Below are 25,341 nucleotides of genomic sequence, written 5' to 3'. Positions count from 1 at the left end.
TATTCAATTTATAATCAGCCTTCTTGTGCACTTATACTTTAAGTTTCAAGCATACTCTATACAAGCTGTTGCAGTTATGAACCATTAATTATGTGGTTACAGCTTTTCATACATATCTTTATTTTATGAAAATAAGGCATTTAAATGTCATTCTATTCTGAAAAGGATATAAGTTTCTTCATCTGCCAAACTTTTCATTTTCAATTTTTGTACTCTTTTGTTAACATTGGAAGTGTCTGTTTAACAATATGAACTACATAATGAGGGAGTATCATGAAAAAACTTATAACACTATTTCTTATAATTGGGTTACTTTTTGTAACAGCTTGCTCCAAAGATACGAAACTAAATGAACAAGGAGCTTCCGAAACAAAGACTGACAAGGAAGAATCTACTGACAGCTCCACTTCTAAACCAGAAAAAGAAGATTCAGAAGCAACAGAGACAACAACTACAGAAGACGAAAGCAGCACTGCTGAAGAAGAGGCAACAAGTGATGAAAGCGAACAAAAAGACTATCTAACTAGTGAGCATCAATTTGTTGCAAGTGAACTTACAAACTCTTCAGAAAAACAAATCAGCAACAGATGGGGTAAACCGAACCGAACTGAAAAGATTCAGTTTCGCTACTCAGGCACGACAGAATTTGTCCCCGCTATCGTAAACTATTATCAGAATGATAAATATGCGGTAACGTTTGTAGAAGGAAAAGCCGCCCGTCTTGTCTATTCTGTAATTGATGAAGAAATCTTGTTTAATGATGAAGAAATGACTAGAGCACTTGAGCTAGCTGGTCTTCCTGTAGACGTTGAAGAAACAACGGACACTGATACAGCCTATGTATACAATGACCTTGGTGATGTCTATGAAGTGACGATGTTTTCAAAAGGTGAATTCGTAGATTACTTATACATCATCTTAGATGAAGCATACAAATAGACTTCTTGTTGACGGCAACTCTCTTAAAATGAGGCGTTTATCACCGTTTCTATGCTCATCCTACTTGCATAAAATGAGCTGAGGAGAGAAATCGGCTTCTCACACGCAAGAAGAGGAGTGAAAATATGTCGTCGAGAAAGTACTGTTCTGATAACTTTACGCTTTACGTGGTACTATTCGTGCTGCTCATTATTGTCGGAGCCGTCTCGTTTAACGGAAACTGCTGTGTTTATGCTTACCCATGTTCCTATGGATACGCAGCAAACGTACCAGTAAGTGGTTATTGGAACGTGTAATAAAGAAGTGACCACCATTTTCTTTAAGAAGATGGTGGTCTTTTTTTATAGCTTTATAGCTTTATAGCTTTATAGCTTATCTCTCATACAATCTGCGATCGGTTCAACCTCAGATCCTACAACGACCTGTATATTTTGATTATTAAGCTTGATCAGACCTTTTGATCCTGCTTTTTTAAGCGCTTCTTCATCAACTTCTGATAAGTCTTTAATCTGGACTCTTAATCTAGTAATACAGTTTTCCAGGAGTACGATATTATCTTTTCCTCCGAGTGCACTCAAATATGCAGAAGCAGCTCTTTCATACTTTTCATTCGCTGTAGTAGTAGCTGCAGCTTCTGATACGATAGCATCTTCATCTTCTCGGCCCGGTGTTTTCAAGTTAAGTTTCACAATCAGATAACGGAATATTCCATAGTATAAAACAAAGTATACCGCACCCATCGGAAGTAACAACCAACCATTCTGCGAGATCCCGATGTTTAAGAAATAATCAATCGCTCCAGCAGAAAACGTAAACCCATGATGGATATCTAATAATACTGCGACCGACATCGAAACAGCGGTTAATACAGCATGGATCACATACAGTAAAGGAGATAAGAACATGAACGCAAATTCGATTGGTTCTGTAATTCCAGTAACAAAAGAAGTAAGAGCCAGACTGCCTAGCATTCCTGCTACTGCCTTCTTACGATGTTTTTTTGCTGTATGAATCATAGCTAAACAAGCTGCCGGAAGTCCAAACATCATTACAGGGAAAAATCCAGCCATATAGAAGCCAGCTTTAGAATCTCCAGCAAAAAATCTCGATAAATCTCCAGTTACAATCTTCCCATTTTCACCTGTAAATTCACCAAATACAAACCATAAGAAACTGTTGAGTACATGATGGAGTCCAAGTGGAATCAATAAGCGGTTAAAGAAACCAAATATACCTGCACCGATCGCACCCGCACTTGTGATCCAAGTACCAACGTTTTCTAATCCCATCTGAAGATATGGCCAGATAAATCCAAAAACAAGCGCTAGAAGTACCATCGTTCCAGCCGTTACGATTGGAACAAATCGTTTACCTCCGAAGAAAGAAAGCCATTCTGGCAGTTTCGTATTATAAAATTTATTATATAAAAGTCCGGCTACAACCCCTGCCAGGATACCTCCTAAGACGGACATATCAAATTTCCCGTCATAATTCAGGTTTACTTCCGCAAATGTTTTGGCTCCTTCGGTTAGTACAAAATAACCGATTGCCCCTGCAAGTCCAGCAGCTCCACTTCCATCTCTGGAAAGACCTACTGCAACACCTATCGCAAATAAAAGCGCTAGATGACCAAAGATCGCATTACCTGATGCAACTAAAAAAGGTATGTTTAATAAATCCTCTTGACCAAAACGCAGCAAAAGTCCAGCTGCAGGAAGTACTGCTATCGGAAGCATGAGTGCCCGACCAATACGCTGTAAGAAACCTAACATAGTACCTACCCCTCTCACTTTTGAGTGAAATTACGTATCGCTTCTTTCAACTTTCCATTATGCTGATCGAGTTGCAGTTTGGCTTCATGTGGAGCGACGCCTGTAACAAGCTGAAAAATCGCAGCCTTAGTGTTGCCCTCTTGTTCATGCAAAGCCATCTCAGCTTCTTCTTCTGTTGCACCAGAAGCTTCGATAATAATATTTTTGGCACGCTGAACTAGTTTCTCATTGGTTGGTTGAACATCGACCATGAGGTTGCTGTACACCTTACCCCATCTCACCATGCTGGCTGTACTAATCATGTTTAATACAAGCTTTTGAGCGGTACCGGCTTTCATTCGAGTAGAACCAGTGACCACTTCTGGCCCCGTAACAACAGGAATGCTAATATCCGCTAGCTTCTCCATTGGTGAATCTAAAGAACATACAAGAGCTGCTGTTAATGCTCCTTTTGTTTTTGCGTATTTCATCGCACCTAAGCAATATGGCGTTCTGCCAGAAGCCGCAATAGCAACAATCACATCTCGTTCCGTTATGTTTAAAGCTTTAAGATCGAATTCACCTAGCTCTGCATCATCTTCCGCTCCTTCAATTGCATGCTGAAGGGCATAATCACCGCCTGCAATGACCCCAACTACTAAACTAGGATCTGTGCCGTATGTGGGAGGACACTCTGATGCATCCAACACGCCTAACCGTCCACTTGTTCCGGCACCAATATAGATCAATCGACCTTCATTTTCAAAAGCTGTGACTACCTTTTCAACGACAGAACTGATTTCTTTTAAAACAGGAGTAATACAACTGGCTACTCCCAGATCGGCTTCGTGTATTTTTTGGATCACTTCTAAAGTTGAAAGTTCATCAATAGTTAACGTGTCAGGATTTCTTTTTTCTGTAGCCAATTTGGTTAAGTCCATCTTGATCTCCTTTAAGTGGTTAATAGTTAACAATCTTTATTTCACTTCTGAGTTCAACAGCACAAATCTTTTACCGCCTCCAACTTTCTTCATCAGTGACAAGCTCTCTTCTTTTATACGTCCTGCTACATTCGTTTTTGCATCAGCCGGTATATCTTTTAAACAAATCTGTAGTTCGCCCGCATATCTGCCATATAACTCGTTTTCAACCGTTATTGTTCCTTCATTAAATCGCTCTAACTCATGAGCTTCTTGTTGAAAATGAGTAGGCTGTTGTCGTGACTCAACGGAGCGGATCACATATTCTGCAGCATCCATTCTGTTTGAATGAACCATGTTGTTGAATGTCTCATATCCTTTGTTTAAGTCGGCATAAAGAGGGACTGTACCTTCCATTAAATACTTTAGTTCTTGTAAAGTTTTGTTCGTCAGGTTTAAATCTCCTACACAGATTTTGTCCGTATTCATTTCTTGAAGTTCCAATGCAGCAAGTGCCGGTGATACATGTCTGTGATTCTCAATCGTAGGAAGTCCTAAATGAAGAGGACCCCGTAATTGTTCATCACCTTGAATAAATGCCATCGTTTTAATTCCATACCGATGAAACAAAGCATTTCTCTCATAAAGATATTGCTTTGATATGCCGGTATAAGGCTTTGGATAAAAGTTGTGCCAAGCTTCTGTTTGATTCGGTTGAAGTCCCTCATCCATCAACTTCTTAAGCTGTTCTTCATCAATAGTACTTGCGTTTAGACCTACTTTAAGATGGTGTGACAGCCAAGCGATCTGCTTGGCTGTAAACCCATAATCCATCCTGATTCCCGAAATGCCCCAGTCTTTTAGTGAAGACAGTTCAGAGAACGCTAAACCCAACCGCTCTAGCGAAGCTGGTGAAACATCTGCCATTACTTCCATATGAAACTCTTGAGCGGTTTTTCCTAACCATTTAACTTGTTTAACGTAATCCACGTCCTTCTCTTCAGGTATATGAAGTGAAGTAAAAATGTATTGAAAGCCGTTCTTAGCGGCTTTCTCCATCCAGTTTTTATTAAACGTGTCTGATTCACTCAGGTATATAGAAATCCCATAACACAAAACGTTCACTCCTGATCGTTAGATGTCTTTTGCCATGCTCTCTTTAAATCCAAACGTCCATGTGAATAAGAATCCAAAGAAATAAGCAATGACTAAACCTACTAAATAGAGAACCATTTCATTTGCGTTTACAAGAAACACGAGTGGAATGCCTGACACACCGATGGCAATCGTAGCAACTTCATAGAATGCTTGGAACGCTCCACCAACTGCAGCTCCTAGACATGCTGTTAAGAAAGGTCGCCCGAGCGGAAGGGTAACACCAAAGATTAGCGGTTCACCAATTCCAAGCATACCTACAGGTAATCCACCCTTAATAACTTTACGAAGACGCTGGTTCTTTGTTTTAAAGTAGATCGCAAAGGCAGCACCGACTTGCCCTGCTCCACCCATCGCTAGAATCGGTAATAACGGATCATCTCCGATCGTGTTAATTAGCTCCATATGCACTGGAGTTAACCCTTGATGTAATCCTGTTACAACTAATGGAAGGAATGTTCCTGCTAAGATAAGTCCAGAGAAAATACCGCCAATATCAATTAAATTCAACAATCCTTTAGTAATTAAATCCGACAAAAACCCGCCTACTGGCTGAAGGACAAATAACGTTGCAAAGCCTGTAATTAATAATGCCAATGTTGGCGTTACAATAATATCAATTGAAGGGTGTACAAATTTTCTAATACGCTTTTCCAAAAAGGCGATTAAAACCGCGGCAAGCATTACACCAATTAAACCACCACGCCCTACTACAAGTGGATCTCCAAAGAGGGTAATATTCGCAAGGCCTGGGTTAATCAGCAAGATACCTGCTGCACCACCCAATGCTGGGGTTCCACCAAATTCTTTGGCAGTATTGATACCTACAAACACAGCTAGATAACTAAAAACACCCCACCCAATTAAGCTAAGCATCTGCATAATTGAAGATTCTGGGTCAGCACCCATTCTTACAGCTACGTTTGACATTCCAGCTATCAAACCAGACGCTACGATTGCAGGAATCAACGGGATAAAGATGCTAGCGATCTTGCGTAAAAATTGTTTAAAAGGAGTTGCATTCTTTTTGTTGATGGCATCCTTATTCATTCTCGCCATCTGTTCCAGGTCCATTGGGTCTGTCTCGTCAAGAGACTGGATGTTCATACCTGTTTCTTCGCTCATTGCAAGCGTGACACGATTAACGATGCCCGGCCCAACAATGATTTGTAACGTATCATCTTCCACGACACCCAACACACCATCTACTTCTTTAAGACCTTTTAGGTCAGCCTTTGACGGGTCGTGTAAATTAACCCGAATTCTAGTCATACAGTGCATCAACGATTGGATGTTTGAAGAACCTCCAAGCTTTTCAATGATGCCATGAGCCATTTGCTGCTCTTTCCCCATGCTTCTTCCCCCTTTTAGTAAACGCTTTCATTTTTTTATATAAAACGCTATTTGTCAGCGTTTCATATCAATCATAAATTTGTAGCGATCGCCTCGATACACAGACTGAACAAGTTCAAGTGGCCTTCCTGTTGTTAGATACGTTTGTCTTTTAATAAGAAGGACTGCTGCACCTTTTGTAATCTCAAGTATCTCGCTTTCTGCATCACGCGAAATAGAAGCTTCTAAACTTTGTGTGGCATAATCTATAACAAAGCCTGCATTCTCAACTTCAGAATACAAAGACCCTTGTTTTATGTGTGATTCGTTTAATTCAAGAAGGTCCGCCGGAACATATGTTGTCTCGAATGCCATTGGAATATCATTTGCGAGGCGAACACGTTTAATCTCATAAATTACCTGGCTCTCTTTAATCTCCAGTGCTTTAGCTACTCTATTTTCAGCAGTCGTTTTTTGGAAAGATATGAGTCTAGATGCTGGCCTAAAGCCCCGAGATTTCATGTCTTCAGTAAAACTTGTAAGACCTAAAAGCTTCTGTTCTATTTTTTTTGCAGAAACAAACGTTCCTTTCCCTTTCCGACGAGTTAAGTAGCCATCATTCACAAGATTATTGATAGCCTGCCGGACTGTCATACGGCTTACTTCATAGTTCTCAGCAAACTCTCTTTCAGAAGGTATCATGGTTTCTGATTCCCATTCACCCTTATCAATCTTTTGTTTGATCGTTTCTTCAATCTGAAAGTAAAGTGGCATTGGTGATGTTTTATCTATCATAAAAGTACTTAACTCTCCTCTTCTAAAAGACTCCTCGCACCTACATCAGCTATAACCGTAACGCTAGGATGATGATTCAGAACCGTAGCAGGTATATTCTCATTCAGAGATCCTCTAAAAAGCTCTTTTACGGCATTAGCCTTTTTTACACCAGCAGCAAGAAGCAAGATTTCTTTGCTCTCCAGTATCGTGCCAATGCCCATCGTAATTGCTTTTAGTGGCTGTTTCTCATGAGTAAAATATTTCGCGTTCGCGCTTAAGGTCGATTCCGTTAACTCTACTACATGCGTTCGTGAACTAAAATCAGTACCTGGTTCATTAAAACCGATGTGTCCGTTCTCTCCTATACCTAGCACCTGAAGATCAATACCACCCAGTTGTTTAATCACTTCTTCATACCGCTTGCATTCTCTCTCAAGTTCTAAGGCTTCACCATCTGGGAGATGAGTTTGATTGCTTGGTATACCAATATGGTCGAAAAAATTTTCTTGCATGTAGGCATGATAAGCTCTAGAACCGACATATTCATCTAGATTTACGGTGTGTACATGAGAAAAGAGAAGCTTATATTCTTTACTATATTTTGAAAGGTGTCGGTACATGCCTAAAGGTGTCCTCCCTGTAGCAAGACCTAGCACAATTCTTTCTGAACGCTTAATTTTTGAAAATACATATTCAGCTGCCATTCTACTAAGCTCTTCTTCGTCGGAAACCTTGATCAATCTCAAACTCGTTCCCCCTTTCGGTGATAGACAAGCTCTCCTCGACAAAATGTCATAAGCACATCGTATTCCTCTGTCAACACCGTAATATCCGCGTCTTTACCGACAGAAAGACTTCCTTTTCGTTCAAAGATCTGCAGTTCTTTGGCAGCATTCTCACTCGTCATTTTCACAATATCTGACCAAGAGCACTGCGTATAATTCATCATATTTTTTACAGCGATATTCATGGGTAAGATACTTCCTGCTAGCGTTCCGTCAGTTAATCTAGCTTCATCCCCTGATACAGTTACTTGCTGTCCGCCGAGTGTATAGGTTCCTTCTCCTAGACCCTTTGCTCTCATTGAATCCGTAATTAAAATCGTTCGTTCTGAACCAGTAGAATGATAGGCTAGGTTAATCATCTCAGGGCTTGCATGAACGCCATCTACGATCATCTCAACCTTCAATTCTTTCTGTAAGAGAGCGGCACCTGCAACACCCGGATCTCTGTGATGCATTCCACGCATACCGTTAAATAAATGGGTAACGTGAGAAATGCCGGAATCAATTCCAACTTTAACTTCTACAAAAGAACTATCACTGTGACCGATCGATGCAATCACATCTTGTGAGGATAAGTACTCTGTAAGTTCAAGTCCACCTTCCATTTCAGGAGCTAAGGTAACAAGTTTAATTTGATTATCAGCACTCTTTTGAAATTCTTTAAATAGATTTATATCAGGCTCTAGAATAAAAGATGGAGGCTGCGCTCCCGCTCGTTTTGGTGATATAAACGGCCCTTCCAGATGGATACCGAGCATTTCAGCAGCTGAACTTCGAGATCGTTTTTTGAATTTCGCTGCAGTATTCAGTGCTGTATGAACAACAGATGTTTCTTCAGTCATCGTTGTTGCTAAAAAGGATGTTGTTCCTTCTGCTGGGAGATGTTTTGCAATAATCTCTAGTGCTTCTTGCGTTCCGTCCATAAAATCTGCTCCCGCAGCACCATGAATATGAATATCGATCATGCCAGGGAGGATGATACATCCCTTAGGCAAGTTATACCTAATAACATCTTCATCCTTTGAAAGGGGATTTGTTGTGTCAACATGATGAATCTTATCTTCTTTAATCCACAAATATCCGTTATCAACGAGCTGGCCTTTTTCGTTGATTAAGTTTCCAACTAATAGAATGTTAGGTTTCATGTCCACTCCCCTTTATCACTTTATGCCTAGCCTAACATTCTTATAACTAGTTGTCTATACCAGTCAGAAAATTCAAACAAAAGGCTAAGGCTAAAGAAACCGCCTTAGCTCTTTTTCAGATTTAATACAACAAATATTTTTTTCTTACATCTTTAAAATCCTCAAGCTCTTGATCATATCGAGAGACAATTTCATCTACAGTACGTCCTGTTTCAATATACTCTCGGACCCATCCATTTCCTGTTAATAGATCGAAGAAAGAAATTCCTCTACTATCCTCTGCTCTAAATGCAAAGTCATTCGGATAAAGATCATGAATAGCTTTCACAAGCGTGATTCCAGTAAGTACAGGCTGAAATAACTTTTCATCTTTTACGTGAATTTCCACACCGTGAGATAGCTTCCCTGCATGTTTTGATGAAGCTGGTGTAAATGAGGCTGCTCTAAATGAAACACCAGGCAAGGCTTCTTTATTTAATTTTTCAGCTAATTGATCTCCGTTAATAAATGGAGCACCGATCAACTCAAACGGCTTAGTTGTTCCACGACCTTCTGAGACATTCGTCCCTTCAATTAGCGCACTTCCAGGATAAACAAGTGCCGTATCCTTTGTTGGCATGTTCGGAGAAGGCAACACCCATTCAAGCCCACTGTCTTCATAACTCCAGGATCTCTTCCACCCTTTCATCTCTACTACTTTTAAATCCGCTCCAATAGAAAACTCTTTATTAAATAATTTTGCTAGCTCTCCTACAGTCATCCCGTGCCTTAACGGAATCGGATACAGTCCCACAAAAGAGGAATACGCAGGATTTAATACTGGCCCTTCTACTTCTTTGCCACCTAGTGGATTCGGACGATCTAGTACGACAAATGGTATATTATTCTCTTTTGCAGCTTCCATCGCATAAGCCATCGTGTAAATATACGTATAGAAACGAGTACCTACATCTTGTATATCAAAAACCAAAACATCGATGCCTTCAAGCATCTCAGGAGTTGGTTTTTTTGTTGCTCCATACAAGCTATAGACTGGTAGACCTGTTTTTGGATCATTGTAGAATTCAACATATTCCCCAGCTTGAGCACTTCCTCTTACTCCGTGTTCAGGTCCATACAATGCTTTTAGCTCTATATCGGGATGGTTGTATAAAACATCCACAATGCTGTTCAAGTTGCGATCTACACCAGTCGGATTTGTGATCAACCCTACCTTTTTACCTTTTAACACCTTCATTTCATGATTCAGCAATTGTTCTAGTCCTGTCTTAAATCTTTTCTTATGATCAAAACCGTTCTGATTCGAAGCTTGAGCACCTGGCAGTATAAAAGAGAACAACATCAATATTGTAAAAAAAATTCCCCATTTTCTCATTGTTTATTTTCCTCCTATTAGTTTAGTAGCTTTCACCATGACCAAACGGATATAGAATCTGTTCTAAACCATCTTCATAGATCGTAACAGGCAGCTTACCTGAAGGATCATTCATTCCAAAAATTGTTTCTGCTGCTGCCCTAAAGCTCGCATCTCTGAAGCTGTATTGTGTAAGATAAGCTGAAACTTCAGGGAACGCCATAATATCATAAGGATTTCTAATACCTACAGCTGTTGTTTTATCTGGTGCTGCATCAATCACTTGATTGATCATCTGCATTTGAGGTGAAGACGGTGAACGTCCAGCCACGTTAAACGTATAGGTTCCTAGAACAACGAGGTCAGCATCATTTACTTTTTGCAACTGTTCCGCATTTAAAGGTTTATCTGCTTTAATCAACTCTACCGATGAATGGTGAGATGCTAATGCTTGTTGAAGGTTTTCAATATAAGTGTTGCCAATAACCACTACCGAATTGATCTCATTCTTATCAACTGGTAAAAGATTATCGTTCTTCACGAGTGTAATTGACTTTCTTGCCACTTCATTTTCTAAAGCCTTATGATCTTGGTTTCCAACGACTTTCTCTGCATGTTCAATTTTTTCTTCAACTGGCGTCTCATTTACTTGTTTGTAAATCCCACGGTTCGCTTTTAACGTTAATAAACGCTCTACAGATTGGTTCAATCTATTTTCTGTAATTTCACCATTATCAACTGCTTCATATAATCCGCTTGCGACTTCTTCTAGTCCTACTGGCATTAATACAATATCTGTTCCAGCATTTACTGCACGAATTACTGCATCAACTGCACCAAAATGATCGGCAATAGCTTTCATATTTAAGGCATCTGTAGAAATAACACCATTAAACCCCATTTCGTTTCTCATTAAGTTCGTTAATACTTCATGTGACAAAGTTGCAGGAAGAGCAATTTCAGTTCCGTCCTTTTTTGAAATTACAGTGGTCGGATCTATTTTAGGAAAGGTAACATGTGCTGTCATAATTGCATCGATACCTTCGTCCATCGCTTGCTGAAAAGGATACAGCTCAACTTCTAATAACCTTTCTTTTTCATGAGGTACAGAAGGTAGACCTAAATGGGAGTCGACTGCTGTATCACCATGACCTGGAAAGTGTTTAGCAGTTGCAGCCATCCCAGAGTTTTGTAATCCTTTTGTATAAGCTGTACCTAAATCAGCGACTAACTGCGGATCTTCACCAAATGACCGTACTCCAATGACAGGGTTATCTGGATTGTTGTTAACATCCAAAACAGGGGCAAGATTCATATTTATCCCTAACGAATGAAGCTCTGATCCAATGGCATGTCCGACAGATTCCGCCATCTCTGTTGATCTTGTGGCACCAAGCGCCATATTTCCTGGGAAATCGGTACCGCTCTGCAAACGTGTCACAATTCCACCTTCTTGGTCGATTGAAACCAATAAACCATAATCTTCATTCGCTTTTTTATACTCATCGACTAATCTTACGGTCTGCTCTGTCGTTACTACATTTTCTCTAAATAGAATAACCCCACCAAGGTGATATTTTTTTACAAGTTCTCTAATCTCGTCGTTCATTTCCGTTACAGGCTTCCCTTTCCAATTACGGAAATCTGGCATTAGCATCTGGCCAATCTTTTCTTGAACGGTCATAGATTTAATAGCTTTTGAAATTATGTTATATTTTGGATTTTTTTGTTTGAGAAATTCAGCCTTTCCGTGTTTCACATGTATTCCAATCTTGTCGAAGGACTTACCATCCGTGACTATGATCATTGTTGTACCATTCTTACCGCTTAAACTTACAAGACCATCATTGTTCACTGAAACTACTTTTTTGTTCAGTGACTTCCATGTCAAATGCTTTGTCACTTCGACATACGTTCCATCTTTACTAGTTAACAATGCTGCTAAATCTACTGTATTTCCGTTAATTTGCTTATCCAGTTGCGGCATATTTTGAGCGATCATCAAGCCTTCATTTCTTTTATGTTTGGCTGAAACACCTTCAGCCTTCCCGACTCCAGCAAACATAGGAACGATCAATAGGGCAATCAAAAGAACATACCGAATATTTATTGATGTTTTCATATTACTAACCTCCTTAAAATTTGGTAACGCTTTCTTTCTTTGTCACTTTTCGGTAGAAAAAAAGCAGTTCCTGTCGTAAGAGGATAAAACAGAACTTAAGTCCTTTAAGCTACTAGGCCTAGTTGTCTATACCAGTTTTAATAAAAATACTTTTAAGGTAAAAAAGACTTATATATTTTTGTTAGAGTATCATTTATGAGGAGAATTAGAATCTTTAAGAGTTGAGATATAGATGAGGTTTCAAATGATCAAAAGTATTTTATATATCTTAATTATTATTTGAAGTTCAGAAAGAGGGTATTCAGATTTTCCCAAAAATCCCTTGCTCCATTCTCATAATAATTATATACTTTTTTATGTCAGTAACATTTGGGGGCTTAGCTCAGCTGGGAGAGCGTTTGGCTGGCAGCCAAAAGGTCAGCGGTTCGATCCCGCTAGTCTCCACCAAAAGGGATTCAAGCAAAAGTTGCACAATGGTCTAACGGTGACCTACTTTTGTTTAATTTAGACCACAGTTCAAATCGAATTGGAGGTCTTTTTTATGTTAATCGAATTGGCTCAAAAAGAATTTCTTGCAGAAAAGAAGTTTGAAGGTTTGACTCAAAATAGTATCACTGGTTATGTCACTCTCTTCACAACTTGGAACGAATGGTTAGTTACTCAAAACATTGGACAAGTTGAAGAATTATCCCCAAGAGTTATCAAACAATATCTCACGTTCTGTCTTGAAGAAAATAACAACCGACCTAGAACAATCAATTCTAAACTAAAATCATTACGTGCCTTTGCTAGATGGTTACATGAGGAACAGATCACTAATGAAATGTTCACAAAAGGTGTAAAGACCATGAAGCAGGATGACTCACCTAAAATGGTTAAGGATTCAGATATTCAACAAGCATTACGTCACTTGAGAAGAATTAAAAGACGAGAAGATTCTTTCAATGCTAGGAGAAACTATACTTTATTACTTCATCTTATCGGGACTGGAATGAGATTAAGCGAAGTCGAACGCTTAAATTGGGATGATATCGACTTTAAAGATTACCTTATTACCATCAATCAAAGTAAAAGTCGTAAGTCTCAATCTGTACCATTATCAGAAACACTTGCTACTGAATTGTTAGAATGGAGATTGTACCTTGAGAATCACTTCGGACAAGTTCCTATTCCTGTATTCGTAACAAGAAAAAACACCCGATTAACTAAAAACGGAATTCAACTATTCTTCAAACGGATTAAAAAGACATTAGGAATTGAAACACACTTTTCAGCACATACAATGAGAAATGTTTATATAAAGAGTTTACTAAAGAACGGTGCTAACCTTAGAGAAGTACAACTTCTTGCACGACATTCTAAGATAGAAGTAACTCGTCAATACATTGGTTATTTTGCCCATGAATTAAAAGAAACTATGGACAAGGCTAATCCATTAAGAGGTTTATTGTAGGCAGGAGATATTACTCTCCTGCTTTTTCTTATACTTCTGATTTAAATTCACAAGTCATTAACAATAAACCATTCTTGGTTAGATCAACATTTAGTACTACCCAAGTGGAATCCATTAATTCAAATTCCTTATTTGTTACCATTTCTGTTTTATTTGCTTCATTATCTTGCATAGTAACAAGTATTTGATTATTAGGTAATCTTATAGCACCTTCCATTATTGAAAAGGATTTATTATCTACAATTACAGGTGTAGGAATTAATTGGTTTGTACAGTCATATACAGGTCTTCCCGAACTATCACGTCCAATGAGTTCACATACTTCTTTAGGAACATCCAATGTGTAATTACAGTGTCTCATGATGGCTTTATACTTTGAGTACCTTTTTGAGACTGATTCAGTAATGACTAAATAGTTAACAGTACTATCTTTAACTATGTCACCACGCTTAATGGATAGAGTAGATGAAATGTACCTATCCTCATACTCTGATACAACATTATTTGTAATGATTGCTTTCACAGTTTTATTGTTTATAGATACTTCATGACCAAAGTTATCTACTATGTATGTAATATCCTCATTATTACTTTCAAATATGTTAAACATGGCTAACTCCTTTCCTATGATTGAAACAACATAAAGAAGTTATTTCCATCTTGCTCATCTACTGGCATTGTTCTAATTTTACGTTCCAGTTGATCTATACGGGATTGTAGATTGTCTGCAAAGTCACTTACAGTCATATCGTCTTGCTTGTAATTCTTCATGGTGGCAGGACTATTTGCAATTGATTCAAGTATAGATAACGCTGCACGATAAATATTACGCTTGTTTGTGGCTGATGATGGTAAGTATTCAGAATGTGGAGTTAAATCACTTTCCATAAGGTATACAGACAATTCATCTTGTGAAAGTGTGATACCTTTAATTTCTAATTCTAATCTTTGTAAGTTAGTCATTTATCATCTTCCTTTCAAAAATAAAAAACCCACTACTAAGAGTGGGTTACCATTGGTCAAGAATTTTCATTGTTTGTTCGTAATGTTTTAAAAACGACATATGTAAATCATGTGATTGTGTAGACAGTTCATCTAGGTTAGGTAATTCGTCAAGTTTACTATCAATCTCCATAATTAGTTGTTCATTATCCCTGTTTTCTTGCATTTGTATAATTCCTTGATTGATTATTAGTTTTACCTCATGTAAATGTATATTATATTCAAACGACTTTATTAAATGATTAAATCCATCTTCAAACGTCTTTTTTGCTGAAGTAGGTAGATCATAAATTTTAGGTATTAACTCAAGTTTATTTTTTGTATTCTTTAAGACACTTATCATTCTATCTAAGTTATTTGTTTAAACGTAATAATCATCTTCAATAATAATTGTATCTAAGAGTTCACTTGTGATTTTATTTGATTCATCTAGTATTTGATTAATTTCATCAAACTTTTCACCAGCAACATTGTAGTAATATTGACGTTTATCATCATGTTCTCTTTGCTTTAGTGATTTATCATGGTCTTTTCTTCGTTGCTTATCCATTTCCTTTGCAAATGAAAAAACTGCTTTCTTAAAGAATCCCATATAAAGCCTCCTATAAGTCTTTATAACCAGTATATTAGACATACAGGAAGTAATTTCCTTTTTATTCACCTTCAAAATAACTGAAGTCAACTTCTTTAATAACTAAATATTTTTTTATGTTTACTCCTATGTTATTTTCAATCATTAACCTCGCCAAGCGTTTACCATCTATCAACACAATTTTCTTAGATTCTAAACGGTCTGCATATTCCTTAGCACCATTCGTAAAACTTGAAGTTGTAATAAAAATGCCTTTTCTAGCCCCTTTTGCGTCTAACGCCCCTGAAAAACTCATAACATCAGGTCTACCTACTGTATTTTCCCATCTCTTTGCTTGAATATAAATGTTATCTAGACCCAACTTATCTTCCTTAATAATTCCATCTAATCCACCATCATTTGTTTTCCCAGTAACTTCTCCATCTCCGTAACCCATAGCAGTTAAAAGTTGGACAACAATTATTTCTAACTTTCTCCAATGGGCTTGTTTAAGATGGTCTATTAGGTCATGAACTAGATCCCCTTCAATTTCATCAACTTTTTCCTGTATTACTTCAAAAGGATCAATAACCTTTTCTAATTCTTCAATTTCATCTTCAATTTCATCTATGCGTTCATTTAATAGTTCTAACCCACCATTAGTTATTTGATAAGTAAATTTACTTACCTCATCAATATATTCTTGCTTTTTTAAACTAAACCTCGCTAATCTCATCCTATGTAAAAAAATACTTTCTCGATTATTAGAAGGATAGGTAACGTTTTTTTGATCTTCTGTAAGTAAAAAATGTTCTGCGATACTTTGATTTAACATTGAAGTAGTATATGCATTGCCATCTTTTAAATAGTTTAGAATTGGAATAACTAAATCTTTTTGAGAAGGAATAGATTCAGCAATCCTTTCATCATAGTTTAAAGATATTTCTTTATAGTGCTTAATTATGTCTTTTAATTCAACATCATTTTTAGGAACACCTTGAGTGTTAAATATTTCTAATATCTCTATACCTGACAGTCCACTTTCATTTAACTTCTTTATTAATGAAAAAATCCTAATGGACTCTTCGTTATAAAATTTTTTATTCCCTTTATTGACACTTGGAATAAAATCTTTAAATCTATTTACCCATGCTCTGCCAGTACTTTCAGACCAACCAACTGCTTCAGAAAGATGTGTTTTTGGAATTAAAATAGATTTATTCATCATTATCACTTCTCTTTACTCTTTTAACTAATTTTACCATGTCTGATTTTAAAATTGGTATAGGAAATAAAAAAACACCCTATTTAGAGTGTTCTTTTTTATCGTGATTAAGAAAAACTTTTTTGTATACATTCTCAATCATTTTTACCTTTTGTTCATCTGATTTATGTTCGTTAGTAAGAATTGCAAATATACCTAGAATCAACGATCTTGATTCTTCTTTTGTCATTTTATTATGTACATAATTTGAAAATACTCGTGTAATAAAGACCATTATTCGCCCTTAAATTGAATAAAGCACTCGGTTAGGAGTGCTACTAATCCTGATACAACTTTCTCATTAACAACTTATGAACACTTTCATGTTGTAAAAATACATCTTCAATAAGTTTATTTAATTCTTAGCATTGTAGTCAAAATTAGTATTTGGATTGTCAAATGTAGAAATTACTTTCCTAACTGCTATTTCGTATCTTGCCATCGCTTGTTCAATATCCTTTATATCATCTTGAACTAAGGGAGAAATGCTTTTATAAGTCTCGAGTGAATTTACGAGATAGTTCCTATGTCTTTTTACATCATTATTACTGTTAACATTTCCGAAAATAGAATGATCTTTAAAATAATGTCTATCTGAATATTTTCTTAATGTTTTATCATACTGATATCTATCTCTTATTTCTCTAAGGGTTAATTCTTTTTCCATTTCCACACCCCCTTTCTATCTACTAAATACGACAAAAAGGGAGATATTTCCTTTATTTCTTCAAAAGTTTATGCTCTTTTAAATGGTATATGTTATCTATTAGTTTCTCCACAATGGCAATAGCACTGTGCAATTCTTCTGATGTAGGAGTAACTAATTCATGGGCTGCTGCATTTCCTATTTCTCTAATTCTTTGTAATATCAATGCTTCATACCAAACTATATGCTTATGTTCAAATAAACCATATATCTTTCCTTCAATACTTTCTTTCTTACCTTCTTGAGTTAGAGGTTTACCAGTGTTGTCGTATTTAAATCCTTTGGTAATTCTTAGTTCATTACAAATCGCTTCGATTAGAGTTCTTAATCCAATAGCACATAAAAGATTGTGTTTTTGATTATAAGAAGAGATTAGTTGTTCAAAAATTTCTTGGATATTCAAAGGCATAGTTGTTTCAAACGGTAAAAATTTACTATGGATGGCTTTACTAACTGCTGGAGGATCTGGATATATCTGAATGTGACCAATTGAATATTCATCAAATGGTGCAATGTTATAAACGTCTGCATAAGTAATTTCATCACAACCAGCACACTTTAACACTGAATGATTTAAAATAATTTCCAGATCTTCATTATCTTGGTGAACAGGATATTGATATATAATAAAATGATTTCTTATCCCCTTACATGATTTACAATAAACTTTTTCTTCTAATAAAGTCATTTTCATCACCCATATCCATTTTACATGTAAATATTGGGTGAATCTATTAATTTTTCATGGGTGTGAAAAGTGACATGCTAGGCGCATATTTTACTCAAATAGGGGTATCTGATAGGCTTTAAACTGCATAAAATGAACGTTTTACCGCTAAAAATGGAATATAGAAGATTCATTCGATGGATGTTGGCTATATCAACTAAAAATAGACCACTATACCACATGCTCTATGGTTTAAACGCTTATTCTGTTAAAGCACCCGATAGTAATATAAGGTTAGCCAGAATTTCTGGTTGACCTTTTTCTATTTGGTCTTATTATAGCGGTAGTCGGGGTAGAACGTAGCACCCGTGGGATTAAATCCCGTCAGCAAAACTGTTCACCCCCTACTTGTATAAACATGTTTCAGGCTGGTTGGGACAAGAAGGATCCCGTTTAACAAACGAACCTATGACATTACAAGGAGCTTAGGGGTTACCGACTAAATCTATTTCATTGAAATAACTTCATCTATTTGGTAGTGATTTCAAATGGAAATGGTAAAATGACTATAATGCCAACACATGTAGAAACAAAAATAATCAAACATCGAGTAAAGGTGAAGCGTGTTAAGTGGGATAAGGGGGAAGATTTTTGAATATTGTTGAACATCTAAGTCAATTCCAGGGTGTAATTGGAGCTATAGTTGGGTTTACACTTAGTTACTTTTTTGGTAAAACAGGAAAAATAAAAATTTTCCAAAGAAACTCTTGGTTATCTTCAAACGATGATGGAAGAGAAAGGAAATTAAGAAAAGAAAAAGAAGAAAAACTTTACACAACCGATTATTATTATCAATCAAGTCAACATTACACATTAAATTTCGAATTATTGTTTTTTAATAACTCAACAGCTAATAAAGTATTGACTGATTTTAGTTTAGAGGTTAGTAGTATTAACAATGCAAAATTAATAGGGCTATTATTAATTGACTTAAATAAATTAGATTCTGGAGACGAGGCAGAAAAATTATACTTATCTCATCCAAGTGAGACAGAATGTTTTCATATCTTGAGTTTGAAGCCTGGGGAAGCGCAAATCATAAAATTCATTTCGTTTATTGACATTGACCATGTAAAGGAAAATGGTAGGCCTGTAAAAGTGCAAATGGTATATCAAAGGCCGGAAAAAAAGGTTATGAAAAAAAAGAAGATGAATATCGATGTTCCGTTTTATTAAGTTCTATCAGCCATCAGGAGGACACGATCAAGAGCAGAAATCTCTTATCAGATGGTGCCTTTTTGTAGTTAGAAGAAATACACCTTATTTGTTGAAGAAAAAATCATAGTTTCTTATAATTTAATCATTTAAATTAGTCTTAAACCTATATGCATAGTAAGTGCCCCTCCATTATTCTGCTATCGATGCGTCAATATAAAAAAGAGCATTCCTCCTCCTAAAAGAAATGCACCCGATGGTTAATTATTAACTAATAACTGAACAGTATCGTTACACGTGGCAGGAATTATTAAAATAGCTTATTGGTCTATAAATTCAATTCCGCTATATTGAGGCACATCTTCTTTACAAATGAACATTAACGATTCTTTAGAAATATGCCCCGACGATTTCGCTAGTCTCTTCGATTGATTAAGTGTTATATCGTCAAATAAATTTCGAACAAGACGACCATTTGAAAAGTGATCTTCTTTTTCATTTAATTTCGTTTGCAGTAAATCGCGGACTTTTTTAATCACTTGCTCATCGGCAATATAGTCATTTTGTTTGCAAGTGTAAGTGAATATTTGACTAAGCTCATCTAGTGAGTAATCACTAAATGAAATAAAAGTATTAAATCTTGACTTTAATCCTGGGTTAGATTTAAAGAACTTGTCCATCAAATCTGTATATCCAGCTACGATTACAACGATGTCATTTCGATAATCTTCTAGAGCTTTTGTTAGCTCAGTAAGACTTTCTCTCCCATAACTATCACTATGATCATTCTCAGTTAGACTATACGCTTCATCAATAAATAGGACTCCACCTTTAGCACGATTAATTAACCTTTTTACCTTGATTGCTGTTTGTCCTTGATACTCAGCAATTAAATCAGTCCTACTTGCTTCAATAAATTGTCCTTTACTTAATAATCCGATAGCTTTATACATCCTCCCAACAATACGAGCCACTGTCGTTTTTGCTGTGCCGGGATTGCCCAGGAATGCCATATGCATCGTTTTATTAGACTTCTTCAATCCATTTTTTACTCGTAATTGTTGGATTTGATTAAAGTCGATCAAGTCACGGACTTGTTGCTTTACATCTTCCAGACCAACCAGTTCGTCTAGTTGGTTAAGTAGTGCATCTAGCGACACATTTGAAGACTCTTTTAAGTCTTGGATAAGACTATCAACCTTTGAGGCTCCTAAATATTTATATAATGTTTCAATAACTTTTTCTTGCTTTTGTTCCATACTGGGTATAGATTGGTTCTTCGTTAGGATACCTAGATTTTTAATGAGCTCCAAAGCAGCTTTATCATTTTGTTCATCCGTTATTTCTTGAGCTAATATTTCCAATTCAGATGCTTGTCCTAGAGTGATGTCTAACTGCTTTGCTTCTTTCATCAGCTGACGTTTGTAATGCTCTGAAATCATCATAGCACACCGCTTACTATTAAAAGCACTAAAACACATGTTATAGCAATACTAGCAAATGAAAAAACTCTAGTAGTTTTCAACCCTTTTGATAAGTGTAATGTAAACTGATTAAGCTCTGTAATTTCATCTTTTGCCTTTGACAATTCAGATTCAAAAAACGAAGACATTCTTTCCGCTTTTTGCTCAATTCCAACGCTTAGTTCCTTTATAGCATCTTCATGATCTATCTTGTTTTTACTGACTTCGTTAGTTGTTAAATCCAGTTTTGCATCAAACTCTGAATGATTTCGAAAGATTTTTTTTGATAGAGTCTGGATATCGTCCTGAAATAATTGTTTTAAATCACCGAATTTCTCTCCCTGTTTAGCAACTTCCTTATTTAGAGTTTCGATACTAGTCTTGTTTTCTGTATTAATTGTTTCGATTTTAGTTATATTATTATTTTGATGTGATACCCGTTGATTTACTGTTTGAAATTGTTTTCGTTGGCTTTCTTTTAGTTGATTCAGATGATCTTGAAAATCTAACTGCGAAGATAACAATGATTTTGTTTCAACATTCAAATCAGTTACTGTCTGATCTTGTACTTCAATCTTTGCATCAATTGCAGTAATATTCTCTTGCATGGTTGAATAGATAGAAAAAATTGTATCCACGTCTGTTAGGTGTTCTATTCTCTCAATCTTTTCTTTAAAGCTTTGCAGGACCTGGATTACCTTTTTCTGTTGATTGATCATTTGTTTGATCTCGTTTTGATTAACCTCAACGCCTTCTATCCCCTTTAATGCTTTTGCATTAGCTTCTTCAGCTGCTTTCAATGAGACTAAGATTCCCTGAATGTACTCTTTATCTAATGCAGAAAACGTATCGTAAATGGTATTAAACTCTTGAATCGTTCTAACAAGAACTTTATTCTGATCAATCATTTTATCTTGAATACTCTCAGTGAGCCTGTTTAAGTCACTACCCGTAACATCATAATTAAACCACCCAAATAAGCCTCCCGTAACTGGTACACTAGGTAATTCTGCTTCTTTAGGCAGTTTCTCACTGAATGCTTTTAATTCATTTTTCTTTTTATTGAAACCCTTACCTCTAGTGGACACGATGATTGTTTGGTCATTAGTTGAGGATTCCTCTTTCGTCAATAACTTTGTCATTTCTCATCACCTTTAAAGTAAGCCTTCTAAATCTTTTTGCATTTGAAGTATTTCACTCTGATTTTCAGTAATAGTGTTCTTGTTTTTAGAGCCACTAGCTTGATTATCATCAAATATCTTATTAAGAGATTGTTGCATTATGTCCTTCGCTAAGGCGTGATTCTCTGAGATTTCGTTCATCACATTCTCTTTCAATGCTACTACACGTTTTTGAGCTACAAAACGTTGTACTTGTTGAAGATTCATAATTCCATTTTTCTCACCGATAATTTGTTTGTTCTTTTCTTCTTTAATCTTTTTGGCGATAAACTTATCGATAAGATTTAACACGATGGCACCCACTAATCCAGATACTAAACTTGATAAAAATAAACCAATCAAATTAGCAAGAGAACCCATTAGAGGGATCTCAAATTGCATTCCAGGAACAGTTAGTAAAAATTTTTCAAACACTTCCCCTAAAAAAAGCGCACTGCCACCCACTATTCCAACAGTTATGATTTTTCCGACTTGTGCTATCTTTATTGAAAACGGTTTGTCCTTGTTCTTCTTATCACGAAGATAATTAACTACTTCAATAAGAGAAGATACTCCTTGCTTTATGACGCTTGCCAATTTCTTGAATACACTTACAATCGGACCCAAAATTTCAGATATAATGGTACTAATTAATGTTGATGCTCCCGTTTTAACAAAACTGAGAATTTTGGAAAAGAACGATTTTATCGATTCACGCATCTCAGATAAAAATCCATTAAACGACTTAGAACCCGCCTTAATAAAACGGATTAAGCCGTTCATAATTTCTTTCAACAATGTAAATAGTGCTGAAACAGCCATTGCCTTTAAGGCATCTTTTCCTGCTTTTTTGCCAACTTCTTTTGCTGCATTAAAAGCAATATCTTTATTAATTGATTTTCTTGCTTCATTATCAGATTTCATCATAAGATCATTATCAGCAGCAAGCTTATCCTTTAGCCGCTTATTATTTTTTTCTTTTTGCACACGTTTATCAACATCTGACAAGTTTGATTCATCAATTTTTTTATTTGCCCTTTCGTTTTGTTTTATAAGTTCTTTTTCTCTAACCTCGCGTTTTTCTAAATACTCTTTGTTACTCTTTGCACCTTTGCTTTTATTTAAAGATTCATTAGTAGCCTTTAGATTTTCTTCTTTGTTGGCAAGACCAGTAACACTTAAATTAGCTTGCTTTCTTCTTTGATTTTCAAATAATTCTTTTCTCGATACTACATGATCTAAATTAGCATTTTCGTTACGCTTTAAATTTCTCCCTGTATATTCATCCTTTAAAGTGCCGGCTTTTTGTTGTTCCGTCATTGCCTTATGTGCGTCTTTGTATTGTTGATCTCGTAAAACCGAGACAGCAATATCCTTATATAGTTCAGGATGCTCTCTATCATATTTTTGAATTAATGTCTCATTCGTCATGTCGAGTCCAATTTGATTACCAAATTGTTTCCAAACTTCATCCAATACTACTTTTCCTAAAGAATCAGGATCTGCTATTGATTCTCTATCATTTTCCAATAGTTCTAAATCAGAAAAGCTTTCCTCTAACTGTTTTGCTAAGAGACCTTCTACTTCTTCAAGATTAAAGTCAGTAGTTTCAATATTATCCAATTCAATAATCTGATTTGCATTCTTATTAGCCATAATTCTAGACAGTCCTTCCAACTTTTTTAAAACATCCATTCTTGCGTGTTTCTGACTGATCTGTGCTTTTCCCAAAAATAAAGTAAAGAGATATGTTAATCTCAAATGTCCTTCAAGCAATGCGTGTGTTTTTATACACAAATTAATATTGCTAATAACAGATTTCACCCAATCTGCCTTTTCTTTATAAGAGCAATCTCATACCATATCGCTATGGTTTGCATTTTCCTCATCAATAACAATTTTCAGCAACAGCATATCTTTCCTTCAATAAAACCAACTTATTACAATATTACCAGAAAACACATGGATTCCTATAGTGTTCTTAAAGACAAAATAGGCTGATTTGAAAATCTATTCGAATCAGCCATTATCTCTATTTTTTGTCCCAGTAGATTCTATTTCCGCCCTCTAGATGAAGTTTCTACGTTCGAAAACGGTAATGGAGCTTAGGTGTGTTATCACATACATTTTGCTTTTCCGATTTAGTTCTTAATACCTTCAAGTTTAAAATAGTTTTTTATTACGCCATAAGAGAGTTACTCCACTATTTGGCCCGTTTGTGGAATAGGAACTTTTCAGCTTTTTACACTATTACAAATAAAAATCAATGTTGGTTTTCCTCCATATCCTGCGGTTCTCCGTATTAAACAATTTAAATATCTAAATTGGTTCTTATTAGTTGCGATTTAAAGGTTTTTAGGTGACATCCTTCTTTTATATCCCTTTTATACACTATAACGCAGCGCTTTATTTAAATTTAAATCGAACGTATATTCGTATATAATAATTTCCAAAGGGGTGATTTAAAATGAGATATGGAATTATGTTTACAGTAAAGAGTCCTACAAATTTATATCGAAAGGTAACAGTAATGGATTTTAAAAGAGCAAGGCAAATTACATTTACTACAGATGAGGTTGAAGGGGATGAAATGGAAGACGATCTAAAGGAATACGTGAGAGATCAATTGGAAAAAGTCGAAACGGGTTACTGGGATTATAAAAGTTCGCATTAAAGGGCAAAAACCTTAAATCAATAAAGCTCCAATTCAAATCAATCCGAGATTTTCTTATACTCCTTATTTATTTAAATAAAATGCAGTGCACAAAATGGTGCACAGACATAATTTATTCTTTTGGTTTAGATTTACTTACATTTATCTATATATCGAGAAATACCTTATAGAATAAGACTTATTTTATCTTGATTAATCTGAATTGACTCAGTTTTATTTCAAGATTTCCTCTGGCAGCCAAAAGGTCAGCGGTTCGATCCCGCTAGTCTCCACCACCATACAAATGTAAAAAATAACGAATCCCTTGAGAGAACTCAAGGGATTTTTTCATACGTATACATAATGATACTTTTTTGAGGGATCTATTCTTCTTTATTATTTTTGTTTCTTGGGTCTTGTTCTTCAGCAAATTCCGTTGCATAACGAAAGCCTGGTCTAAACCTTCTTTGCTGCCTCACGTTTCTCTCTTTATCCTTTGAAATCATGTGCTTTAATAAGTATTGATGAACAAAAACTTCTGTAGCGGTGATAATCCCCGCTGCGATCACACTTCCCCACGCAATCTGCAAGTATCCGTTTAACAAGATTGATCCGAAAATCCAAACCACTAGATACGCTAAAATAAATTCTGCCATTAACGTGTTGTTCTTACCTATTCTCGGTAACAATATGCGGTCCGCTACAATATATGTGATTGCAGTTGTTGTAACCGCAAAAGAAACGATATCACTGATCGAAGCGTCAAAGAACAGATCGAGTCCAATCCAAAATGCGATCAGGCACACAAGAAATTTCATAATAATGACTTTTACTTGATCCATGTAAAAAACCTCCTTTATCTGTTCCTAGTTTGCAACAAATAGCGGAGGTTCATACTTCTTGAAAT

General features: G+C 36.0%; 25 protein-coding genes and 1 tRNA gene. 7 read left to right on the top strand and 19 right to left on the bottom strand.

What is annotated here, in order from left to right; all coding sequences use genetic code 11:
• The first annotated feature begins 273 nt into the window (after positions 1–273).
• Both ACOZ9X_RS03190 and ACOZ9X_RS03185 read left to right on the top strand, forming a co-directional pair.
• Complete coding sequence (locus tag ACOZ9X_RS03190) at positions 274–939, top strand: hypothetical protein (protein WP_423417003.1); 666 nt, start codon at positions 274–276, stop codon at positions 937–939.
• Between the two features lie 125 nt (positions 940–1,064).
• Positions 1,065–1,235: a YjcZ family sporulation protein gene (locus ACOZ9X_RS03185; RefSeq protein WP_423417002.1), complete on the top strand. Its 171-nt coding sequence runs from the start codon at positions 1,065–1,067 to the stop codon at positions 1,233–1,235.
• Between the two features lie 69 nt (positions 1,236–1,304).
• On the opposite strand, the gene nagE is transcribed toward ACOZ9X_RS03185, so the two are convergent.
• The 9 genes from nagE to nagZ form a co-directional block, all read right to left on the bottom strand.
• Positions 1,305–2,711, bottom strand: coding sequence for an N-acetylglucosamine-specific PTS transporter subunit IIBC (nagE, locus tag ACOZ9X_RS03180; protein ID WP_423417001.1), 1,407 nt, complete (start codon positions 2,709–2,711; stop codon positions 1,305–1,307).
• A gap of 14 nt (positions 2,712–2,725) precedes the next feature.
• Positions 2,726–3,631, bottom strand: a complete 906-nt coding sequence (gene murQ, locus ACOZ9X_RS03175; RefSeq protein WP_423417000.1) for an N-acetylmuramic acid 6-phosphate etherase — start codon at positions 3,629–3,631, stop codon at positions 2,726–2,728.
• A gap of 36 nt (positions 3,632–3,667) precedes the next feature.
• Positions 3,668–4,726 carry a DUF871 domain-containing protein gene (locus tag ACOZ9X_RS03170; protein WP_423416999.1) on the bottom strand — a complete coding sequence of 353 codons (1,059 nt, stop codon included), beginning with the start codon at positions 4,724–4,726 and terminating at the stop codon, positions 3,668–3,670.
• 18 nt (positions 4,727–4,744) lie between these two features.
• Positions 4,745–6,118, bottom strand: coding sequence for a PTS transporter subunit EIIC (locus tag ACOZ9X_RS03165; RefSeq protein ID WP_066397092.1), 1,374 nt, complete (start codon positions 6,116–6,118; stop codon positions 4,745–4,747).
• Positions 6,119–6,172: 54 nt separating this feature from the next.
• Positions 6,173–6,892, bottom strand: a complete 720-nt coding sequence (locus tag ACOZ9X_RS03160; RefSeq protein ID WP_423416998.1) for a GntR family transcriptional regulator — start codon at positions 6,890–6,892, stop codon at positions 6,173–6,175.
• A gap of 8 nt (positions 6,893–6,900) precedes the next feature.
• Complete coding sequence (gene nagB / locus ACOZ9X_RS03155; protein WP_423416997.1) at positions 6,901–7,620, bottom strand: glucosamine-6-phosphate deaminase; 720 nt, start codon at positions 7,618–7,620, stop codon at positions 6,901–6,903.
• The gene (gene nagA, locus ACOZ9X_RS03150) at positions 7,617–8,804 is read right to left on the bottom strand and encodes an N-acetylglucosamine-6-phosphate deacetylase (protein ID WP_423416996.1); all 1,188 of its coding nucleotides are present in this window, start codon (positions 8,802–8,804) and stop codon (positions 7,617–7,619) included. The genes nagB and nagA overlap by 4 nt, the downstream gene beginning before the upstream one ends.
• A gap of 121 nt (positions 8,805–8,925) precedes the next feature.
• A complete protein-coding gene (locus ACOZ9X_RS03145; protein ID WP_423416995.1) occupies positions 8,926–10,179 on the bottom strand; it encodes an exo-beta-N-acetylmuramidase NamZ family protein in 1,254 nt (417 codons plus the stop codon).
• 22 nt (positions 10,180–10,201) lie between these two features.
• Positions 10,202–12,280 (bottom strand): beta-N-acetylhexosaminidase, encoded by a 2,079-nt coding sequence (gene nagZ, locus ACOZ9X_RS03140; RefSeq protein ID WP_423416994.1) that lies wholly within the window; start codon positions 12,278–12,280, stop codon positions 10,202–10,204.
• A 371-nt stretch (positions 12,281–12,651) separates the two neighbouring features.
• On the opposite strand from nagZ, the gene ACOZ9X_RS03135 reads away from it, so the two are divergent.
• Together ACOZ9X_RS03135 and ACOZ9X_RS03130 are read left to right on the top strand one after the other, a co-directional pair.
• Positions 12,652–12,727 (top strand) — tRNA-Ala (locus ACOZ9X_RS03135).
• A gap of 94 nt (positions 12,728–12,821) precedes the next feature.
• Positions 12,822–13,733, top strand: coding sequence for a tyrosine-type recombinase/integrase (locus ACOZ9X_RS03130; protein ID WP_423416993.1), 912 nt, complete (start codon positions 12,822–12,824; stop codon positions 13,731–13,733).
• 28 nt (positions 13,734–13,761) lie between these two features.
• Here the strand turns inward: ACOZ9X_RS03130 and ACOZ9X_RS03125 are convergent, their stop codons facing one another.
• The 6 genes from ACOZ9X_RS03125 to ACOZ9X_RS03100 all read right to left on the bottom strand — a co-directional run bounded on the left by ACOZ9X_RS03125 (position 13,762) and on the right by ACOZ9X_RS03100 (position 17,964).
• A complete protein-coding gene (locus ACOZ9X_RS03125; RefSeq protein ID WP_423416992.1) occupies positions 13,762–14,343 on the bottom strand; it encodes an Ig domain-containing protein in 582 nt (193 codons plus the stop codon).
• Between the two features lie 14 nt (positions 14,344–14,357).
• Positions 14,358–14,696, bottom strand: coding sequence for a hypothetical protein (locus ACOZ9X_RS03120; protein WP_423416991.1), 339 nt, complete (start codon positions 14,694–14,696; stop codon positions 14,358–14,360).
• 400 nt (positions 14,697–15,096) lie between these two features.
• Positions 15,097–15,327 carry a hypothetical protein gene (locus ACOZ9X_RS03115; protein ID WP_423416990.1) on the bottom strand — a complete coding sequence of 77 codons (231 nt, stop codon included), beginning with the start codon at positions 15,325–15,327 and terminating at the stop codon, positions 15,097–15,099.
• Between the two features lie 61 nt (positions 15,328–15,388).
• Positions 15,389–16,534: a restriction endonuclease gene (locus ACOZ9X_RS03110; protein ID WP_423416989.1), complete on the bottom strand. Its 1,146-nt coding sequence runs from the start codon at positions 16,532–16,534 to the stop codon at positions 15,389–15,391.
• 391 nt (positions 16,535–16,925) lie between these two features.
• Entirely contained in the window at positions 16,926–17,237 is a 312-nt protein-coding gene (locus ACOZ9X_RS03105; RefSeq protein ID WP_423416988.1) for a hypothetical protein, read from the bottom strand.
• A gap of 52 nt (positions 17,238–17,289) precedes the next feature.
• Positions 17,290–17,964 carry a DUF4145 domain-containing protein gene (locus ACOZ9X_RS03100; RefSeq protein ID WP_423416987.1) on the bottom strand — a complete coding sequence of 225 codons (675 nt, stop codon included), beginning with the start codon at positions 17,962–17,964 and terminating at the stop codon, positions 17,290–17,292.
• A gap of 541 nt (positions 17,965–18,505) precedes the next feature.
• Here ACOZ9X_RS03100 and ACOZ9X_RS03095 point away from each other — a divergent pair.
• Positions 18,506–18,598, top strand: coding sequence for a hypothetical protein (locus ACOZ9X_RS03095; RefSeq protein ID WP_423416986.1), 93 nt, complete (start codon positions 18,506–18,508; stop codon positions 18,596–18,598).
• The gene (locus tag ACOZ9X_RS03090; protein WP_423416985.1) at positions 18,595–19,179 is read left to right on the top strand and encodes a hypothetical protein; all 585 of its coding nucleotides are present in this window, start codon (positions 18,595–18,597) and stop codon (positions 19,177–19,179) included. Before ACOZ9X_RS03095 ends, ACOZ9X_RS03090 begins: the two co-directional genes overlap by 4 nt.
• Before the next feature lie 299 nt (positions 19,180–19,478).
• Here the strand turns inward: ACOZ9X_RS03090 and ACOZ9X_RS03085 are convergent, their stop codons facing one another.
• The 3 genes from ACOZ9X_RS03085 to ACOZ9X_RS03075 are packed head-to-tail and all read right to left on the bottom strand — an operon-like array spanning position 19,479 to position 23,605.
• Entirely contained in the window at positions 19,479–20,603 is a 1,125-nt protein-coding gene (locus ACOZ9X_RS03085; protein WP_423416984.1) for an AAA family ATPase, read from the bottom strand.
• Complete coding sequence (locus tag ACOZ9X_RS03080; protein ID WP_423416983.1) at positions 20,600–21,763, bottom strand: hypothetical protein; 1,164 nt, start codon at positions 21,761–21,763, stop codon at positions 20,600–20,602. Before ACOZ9X_RS03080 ends, ACOZ9X_RS03085 begins: the two co-directional genes overlap by 4 nt.
• A gap of 12 nt (positions 21,764–21,775) precedes the next feature.
• Positions 21,776–23,605, bottom strand: a complete 1,830-nt coding sequence (locus tag ACOZ9X_RS03075) for a hypothetical protein (protein ID WP_423416982.1) — start codon at positions 23,603–23,605, stop codon at positions 21,776–21,778.
• 643 nt (positions 23,606–24,248) lie between these two features.
• Here ACOZ9X_RS03075 and ACOZ9X_RS03070 point away from each other — a divergent pair.
• Positions 24,249–24,455, top strand: coding sequence for a hypothetical protein (locus ACOZ9X_RS03070; protein WP_423416981.1), 207 nt, complete (start codon positions 24,249–24,251; stop codon positions 24,453–24,455).
• A gap of 362 nt (positions 24,456–24,817) precedes the next feature.
• Here ACOZ9X_RS03070 and ACOZ9X_RS03065 read toward each other — a convergent pair whose 3' ends face one another.
• On the bottom strand, positions 24,818–25,276 hold the full coding sequence (locus ACOZ9X_RS03065; protein WP_423416980.1) for a YndM family protein: 459 nt from the start codon (positions 25,274–25,276) through the stop codon (positions 24,818–24,820).
• Positions 25,277–25,341: the final 65 nt, after the last annotated feature.

Origin of the sequence: Fictibacillus nanhaiensis, from assembly GCF_049537595.1 — a bacterium.
GTDB lineage: Bacteria > Bacillota > Bacilli > Bacillales > Fictibacillaceae > Fictibacillus > Fictibacillus nanhaiensis_F.
The sequence above is the reverse complement of the archived record's forward strand: the minus strand, read 5'-3'. Positions and strand labels throughout refer to the sequence as shown.